Genomic DNA, 4,630 nt, shown 5'->3' on the forward strand with positions numbered 1-4,630 from the left:
GTCCACGCCGGCCGACTCCGCATACTGCGCCAGCCACGCCGCGCGGGCCTCGCCGACCAGCGGCGGCCGGTCCAGGAAGCCGGTGCAGCGCCCGTCGCGCACGTGCAGCCGGCTGGTCACCATCTCGTCGAACAGCGCCGCGATCGGCTGCACGAGCACGTCCAGCGTCCCGGTGATCAGGATGGTGCGATGCCCCGCGGCCCGGTGCTGCCGGATCCGCCGGATCGCCTGCGGCTGTGCCCGGCGCAGCAGAGCGTCGCCGACCTTGTCGGCCACCAGCTGCTGCAGGCGCGCCTCGTCGACGCCCTCGTAGCGGCGCATGAACGCGCGCAGGAACTCGCCGCGGTCGTGCCGCTCCGCGGCGAAGTAACGCGGCAGGCTGCGGGCCAGGTCGGCCAGCTCACCGGTCCAGGCCGAGCGCGGCAGGTCGGACAGCTTCGCCATCAGGTAGGTCTCGATGACGTTCGACTTGACGATCGTGCCCTCGAGGTCGAAGACGGCGACCGTGCTGCCGTCCCCAGCCGGCTTGATCTGCCGCGGCGCGCGCGCCGGACGGGTGCGGCGGCGGGCGTCCGCGCCGCGCCGGCTGCCGGTGATCGCGGGGAAGTGGATGCGCTGCAGCCACTGCGTCCAGTCGATGTCGGCCGGGTCGAAGCCGTGCTCGGCGACCCGGTCGGGGGGCAGATCGTGGTGCAGCGCGAGCAGCGCGTCGGTGCGGTACACCGCCTCGTTCTGCACGTAGTCGCCGTACAGGTCGGAGAAGCGGCGCAGCGCGTCGGCGTCGGTCTTGAGCCTGGTGAGGTCGTCCTGCCAGCGCCGGACCCGGGCGGTGTGCGGCCCGTGCAGCAGCGCGCTCTGCGCCTTGTCCAGCACCTTCTCCGCCGTGCGCAGCATCCGGTCTGCCTTGGCCGCCCCGGGGAACTCCCAGGTCGGCGGCGTCACGTGGCCGTAGCCGCCGTCGGTCATCGGCTGCTCGGTGAAGAAGTCGCGCAGGTGGTGGTACATGTCGACGAAGGTCAGCGGGTTCCGGTCGCCGGAGCTGACGTGGTAGTACTTCGGCTGTTCGGGCGCCGGCACCTTCTCGGCGGGCTGGGTCGCCGCGGCGAGCACCGCGTTCACCACCAGGTCGACCGGGATCAGGTCGAGGATGCCGTCGGGCGGGCCGGGGAACTCCGCGATCAGCCCGCGGCCGTAGGCGAGGATCAGCGGGTCGGCCATCTTGTAGCCCTGGATCCACCCCGGGTACGGGTGCCGCAGCGCGCTCTCCACGATCGCCGGCCGCACCACCGACAGCGGCAGCTCGCCGGTCAGCAGGCTCTCGGCGACCCGCTCGCCGAGCGCCTTGGTGAACGTGTAGACGTCGTTCCACCCGGCCACCCGCGCGCGCAGCCGGCCGTGCTCGACCAGCTGCTTCTCCACCCAGTCGCGGCGCTTGCCCTCGGCCGCGGCGGCGGTCGAGCGCGGGCCCGACTTGCCGTGCTCCTTGTGCGCCTCGGCCAGCAGCTCGCGCAGCACCGCCGGGCGGCGGGAGTCGGCCTCGGAGTTGGCGCGCGCCACCTTCGACGCGGCCAGCTCGGTCTGCCAGTCGAGGTCGTGGTCGAGCGTGCGTTCCGGCACCGCGCCGTGGTGCACACCCTGCACGTACGCGGTCGACACGTGCACCACGTGCGGCCGGGCGCCCGAGCGCAGCACCGCCTGGTACAGGTCGTGCACACCCTGCACGTTGGTGCGGAACGCCTGGTCGATCGGGGGGTCGAAGGACACCGTCGAGGCGGCGTGCACCACCGCGGTCAGGTTGTCGGGCAGCTCGAGGTCGGCGTTGCCCAGGTCGCCGTCGAGGACGCTGACCCGCTCGCTGACCTCCGCCGCCGCGGCCTCCTCGCCCAGCCGTTCCCGCCACCGGTCGAAGACCGGAAGTCGCAGGAGCTTGGCGACGCGTTCCTCGGCGGGCTGACCGCTGCGTCCACGGACCAGGAGCGTGATCCGCATATCCGGATAGCTCGCCAGCACCCGCTCGAGGGTTGCCTGCCCGAGAAACCCGGTTGCCCCGGTGAGTAGCAGATTTCCCAAGTTCCACCTGTCCGTGCGGGCGCCGTCAAACGTTGATCACCGGCGATGGGCTTACCGTACTCGATCCTTCCGAATGCAAGGTGCAACCGGAAAGTGGTCAGAACCACTCACGCGTTCCGCCAGCGTTCGGCATCGGGCAGCATCTCGTTCATCGCCCCGGAACGGAAGCCCTCGACATTGAGGGGCACGCCCTTGAAGCCGGCCTCGTCGAGCGCCGAGTGCACGCCCGAGTCGGACCGCGCGTACTCGATGAGCTGCGCGTCGACCTCGACCCGCACGCTACCGCCGAGGTCGCGGACCCGGAGGTCCCGGACGCCGTGCGGGGCCAGCACGCGCCGCACTGCGCGTTCCGCCCGCTCCACCCGGCCCAGCCGCGCCGGAGTGATGGTGAGACCGTACGCGATGCGGCTCGACAGGCATGCGGCGGCCGGTTTGTCCCAGGTGTCCAGCGACCAGTGGCGGGCCAGGTCGCGAACGGCCGCCTTGTCCAGCCCGGCGTCGGCCAGCGGCGTGCGCACCCCGCGCTCGGCGGCCGCGCGGATGCCGGGACGGAAACCGGCGGCGAGGTCGGAGGCGTTGGTGCCGACCGCGATCGCGTCGAAGTGCTCCTCGCGGGCCAGCCCGGCGGCGGTGTCCAGCAGCGTGCTCTTGCAGAAGTAGCACCGGGTCGGCCCGTTCTCCCGGTACCCGGCCACGCTCATCTCGTCGGTCGCCAGTTTGCGGTGGGCGACGCCGAGCGTGCGGCAGAACTGCTCGGCCGCCGCGATCTCGTCCGCCGGAACGGCCGGGGACACGGCGGTGACGGCGATCACCTGCTCGGCGCCGAGTGCCCGGACGGCCGCGGCCAGCACGACACTAGAGTCGACCCCACCGGAGAAGGCCACCAGCGTGCGGCCGTATCCGGCGAGGTCACTCAGCATCTGCTGCGCGGCGGGCGGCAGGACCACGGAGGTCTCCTTCACGGAAAAGGGGCGTGATGGCTCAGGCTAACCAGGGCGTGGACCGGCCACCAAAGCCCGGTCCGCCCGCGGACCGGGCAGCGCGGACGGCCGATCTCGGATACGCGCGGCTGGACGTCGATCGGGCGGCCCGCACCGGCGACCCCGAGGTGGTGTTCGGCACGGGCAAGACGCCGGAGCAGATCGCCGGCGCCCTGGCCGAGCTGCACCGCGCACACCCGGGCCGCGCGGTGCTGGCCACCCGGCTTTCGGACGCGGCGATCGCCCGCTGCCGCGAGACCCTTCCCGGGGTACGCGTGAACGAGGCCGCCCGCACCGCGACGCTCGGCACGCCACTCACGCCGCGTGGCCGGGTTGCCGTGGTCGGCGCCGGGACGGGCGATCTGCCCGTCATGTCCGAGTGCGCCGCGACCATCGAGGTCTTCGGGTCCGCGCCGGACCTGGTCGTCGACGTGGGTGTCGCCGGTCTGCACCGGCTGCTCGCCGAGCGCGACCGGATCGACGCCGCCGACGTGGTGGTCGCGGTGGCCGGCATGGAGGCGGCGCTGCCGTCCGTGCTGGGCGGCCTGACCGGCACCACGCTGATCGCGGTCCCGACCAGCGTCGGATACGGCTGGAACATGGACGGCGTCACCGCCTGGCTGGCGATGGTCAACAGCTGCGCCCCGGGCGTGCTCACCGTCAACGTCGACAACGGCTTCGGCGCCGGGGTGGCGGCCGCCCGCATCGCCCGGCGGATCGGCGCCGCATGACGGCCATCTGGGTCGATGCGTCCAACGGCGCCGCCGGCGACATGCTCCTCGCCGCGCTGATCGACGCCGGCGCGACCGTCTCCGCGATCCGGGCCGGCCTGGACGCGTTGCGCGTGGAGCCCATCCGGCTGGACGTCGAGGGGGTCCGCCGCCACGGCTTCCGCGCCACGCACGTGACCGTGGTGGCGCCCGAGACCGGCACCGAGCGGCATCTGGCCGACGTGCTGGCCATCGTGACCGCGGCCCGGTTGCCCGCGCCGGTGCGCGACCTCGCCGTGGCGACCTTCACCCGGCTGGCCGAGGCCGAGGCGCGGGTGCACGGCACCGACGTCGAGGAGGTGCACTTCCACGAGGTCGGCGCGCTGGACGCCATCGCCGACGTCACCGGCTGCGCGCTCGCCCTGCAAGACCTCGGCCTGCTCGAGCCGGGCGCGGTGCGCGTGGTGGGGCCGATCGCGGCCGGCTCGGGCCATGCCACCACCGCCCACGGCCGGATGCCGTTGCCCGCGCCCGCCGTCCTCGAGATCCTCACGGCCGCCGGCGCGCCGATGGCCGCTCACCCGGCGCCGATGGAGCTGTGCACCCCGACCGGCGCCGCCCTGCTGGCCACCCTCGCCACCGGGTGGGGGCCGCCACCGGCCATGACCACCCGAGCCGCCGGGGTCGGCGCCGGCACCCGCGATCCCGAGACCCATCCGAACGTGGTCCGGGTGTTGCTCGGCTCGCGAGCGGCCGCCGCCGAGACGCCCGAGGCGACGCCGCTGCACCAACCGCTGCACCAGGTGGAGGCGACGGTCGACGACCTCGACCCGCGGATCTGGCCGGATCTGCTGGACCGGCTGCGGTCGG

At 73.7% G+C, this 4,630-nt stretch carries 4 protein-coding genes; 2 read left to right on the plus strand and 2 right to left on the minus strand.

Annotation, left to right across the window (positions count from 1 at the left end; genetic code table 11):
• Together AB0M20_RS28455 and larE are read right to left on the minus strand one after the other, a co-directional pair.
• A partial coding sequence (locus AB0M20_RS28455) for an SDR family oxidoreductase (protein ID WP_364303353.1) occupies window positions 1–2,070 on the minus strand: 2,070 nt, incomplete at its 3' end.
• A gap of 107 nt (window positions 2,071–2,177) precedes the next feature.
• Window positions 2,178–3,017: an ATP-dependent sacrificial sulfur transferase LarE gene (larE, locus tag AB0M20_RS28460; RefSeq protein WP_364303356.1), complete on the minus strand. Its 840-nt coding sequence runs from the start codon at window positions 3,015–3,017 to the stop codon at window positions 2,178–2,180.
• A gap of 29 nt (window positions 3,018–3,046) precedes the next feature.
• Between larE and larB the strand changes: the two genes are divergently transcribed.
• Together larB and AB0M20_RS28470 are read left to right on the plus strand one after the other, a co-directional pair.
• Entirely contained in the window at window positions 3,047–3,781 is a 735-nt protein-coding gene (larB, locus tag AB0M20_RS28465; protein ID WP_364303360.1) for a nickel pincer cofactor biosynthesis protein LarB, read from the plus strand.
• On the plus strand, window positions 3,778–4,630 hold an 853-nt coding region (locus AB0M20_RS28470), incomplete at its 3' end, for a LarC family nickel insertion protein (RefSeq protein ID WP_364303358.1). The genes larB and AB0M20_RS28470, both read left to right, overlap by 4 nt.

It is taken from the genome of Actinoplanes sp. NPDC051633, from assembly GCF_040681735.1.
In the GTDB taxonomy this organism is placed as follows: Bacteria; Actinomycetota; Actinomycetes; order Mycobacteriales; family Micromonosporaceae; genus Actinoplanes.